We start from the raw sequence: 2127 nt of genomic DNA, 5'->3' as shown, positions 1-2127 counted from the left end.
GCTTGTCATTTAAGGTCTGGCGTCGAACGCGATTCGAACTTGACCAGCGTTTCCGCAGTTCAGCGGACGCGAAGGCGGCCTTCGCCTGATCCTGTGCTCCGTCACAGAGGCAGAGGAACCAGCGCGAAGGCCGTGGTCGTGAGTCTGGGTTATCAGGGCGTCCTGCGGGATGCGTTTGCGGAAGTGTCATGCTTCCGGGCGGAGTTGTACGCGTGTCTGACCGCGCGGGGCGACGCGCTGTTCGAGCTATGCGATGCGCTGTTGTGCACGGACGGGCCGGTGCGGACGCTTGTCGACCTGGCGCTCGCGCCGGAACACCGCCGCGGTCACGGCGCCCTCTACAGCGGCCTCAACGACGGACGGATCGACGTTTCCCGGCTTCGTCGCGCGCTGGCGGGGGTGCCGCTGCCGAGGGCTGCGGACGGCCGGATTGTGCTGGCTGCGGACGTCTCGCCATGGCTGCGGCCGGACGCCAACACCTGCCCTGACCGGTCCTTCTGCCACACCTTCGGCCGAGGTGAGGGCAAGCACCAGATGATCCCGGGCTGGCCGTACTCGATCGTCGCCGCGCTGGAGACCGGTCGGACGTCGTGGACGGCAGTGCTGGACGCGGTCCGCCTGGAGCCAGGCGCGGACGTCGCCGCAGTGACCACGGTCCAGATTCGCGGGCTGGTCGAGCGGCTCATCGCCGCCGAGCAGTGGAAGGCGGGCGATCCGGAGGTCCTGGTCGTGCTGGACGCCGGATACGACGCACCCCGGATCGCCCACCTGCTGCACGACCTGCCCGTCGAGATCCTCGGCCGGCTCCGCTCCGACCGTGTGATGCGCCGGCCCACCCCAACGCGGGTCTACGACCCCAAGGGCGGCCGACCGCCCAAGCATGGCGGCGAGTTCGTCTTCGGCGACCCCACCACCTGGGGCACAGAGCAGGCCGTGACCGTCACAGACACCCGCCTCTACGGCCCAGCGACCGCGCAGGCGTGGGACCGGCTGCACCCGAGGCTGACCCGGCGGGCGGCCTGGCTCGACCACGACGGACCGCTGCCCATCATCGAGGGCACCGTCATCCGTCTGACCGTGGAGAAGCTGCCCAGTGGCGGGGTGAACAAGCCGGTCTGGCTGTGGTGGTCGGGCACCGCCGCCACCGCGAACGACGTGAACCGCTGTTGGCAGTCCTTCCTCCGCCGCTTCGATCTCGAGCACACGTTCCGCCTGTTCAAGCAGACACTCGGGTGGACCAGGCCCAGGCTCCGCAGTTCGGAGGCGGCCGACCGGTGGACATGGCTGGTGATCGCCGCCTATGCCCAGCTCCGGCTCGCCCGGTCACTGGCCACCGATCTCCGGCGGCCCTGGGAGAAGCCGGCCGAGCCGAACAAGCTGACGCCCGCCCGGGTCCGCAGGGGGTTCAGAAACCTGCGTGTGAAGACCGGCTCCCTGGCCGGTGCACCGAAACCGTCCCATCCCGGCCCCGGTCGACCGCTCGGCTCGAAGAACCGCCACCCAGCCACCCGGCACGACGTGGGACGCGCCCTCGCCACCGGCGAGGCATACAGCCGCCCCGCACACCACAAGAAGGGAACCAAGCCCCGCCGAATCCAATAGGCGAGCACCAACCGCCCATACGCTGCCACGATGCACCCATGGACGTCGAGAACCTCAGCGGGCTTCAAGTGGACCGTGCAGACCCATCGGACTGGGCCGCGTTAGCCAAGATCGATTCTGTCGCGGCAACAGGCGACCACACACGACGGGACAACATCCGGCACTGGTGCGAACAGGGTGCGGTCCTGATGGCCCGAGACTCATCCGGACCCTTGGGTTACAGCGTGCTGGAGTACAGCTTCTTCGAGCAAGGCTTCGTCACCATGCTGATGGTCGCCCCCAGCGCCCGCCGACGAGGTGTGGGCGCACGTCTCCTCACGGCCGTCGAGACCGTATGCACCACCACCAAGCTGTTCACATCAACCAACGTCTCCAACCACCCCATGCAGCAACTACTACAACGCGCCAGCTGGCACCCCGTCGGTCTGCTCCACGGCCTCGACGAGGAAGATCCCGAACTCTTCTACCTCTGCCCGAGCACTCGACTCCGCGACGTCACAGCCACCGGAGGTTAAACAACAAGCT

2 protein-coding genes are annotated in these 2127 nt (G+C 68.0%); both read left to right on the top strand.

The features are described from left to right. Positions 1–138: 138 nt before the first annotated feature. A complete protein-coding gene (locus ACZ4QV_RS42425; protein ID WP_467764562.1) occupies positions 139–1602 on the top strand; it encodes an NF041680 family putative transposase in 1464 nt (487 codons plus the stop codon). A gap of 38 nt (positions 1603–1640) precedes the next feature. Continuing rightward, complete coding sequence (locus ACZ4QV_RS42420) at positions 1641–2117, top strand: GNAT family N-acetyltransferase (protein ID WP_467764561.1); 477 nt, start codon at positions 1641–1643, stop codon at positions 2115–2117. Positions 2118–2127: the final 10 nt, after the last annotated feature.

The sequence above is a fragment of the Streptomyces sp. NPDC026394 genome, from assembly GCF_055567735.1.
This window is presented reverse-complemented; position numbering and strand designations above follow the sequence as displayed.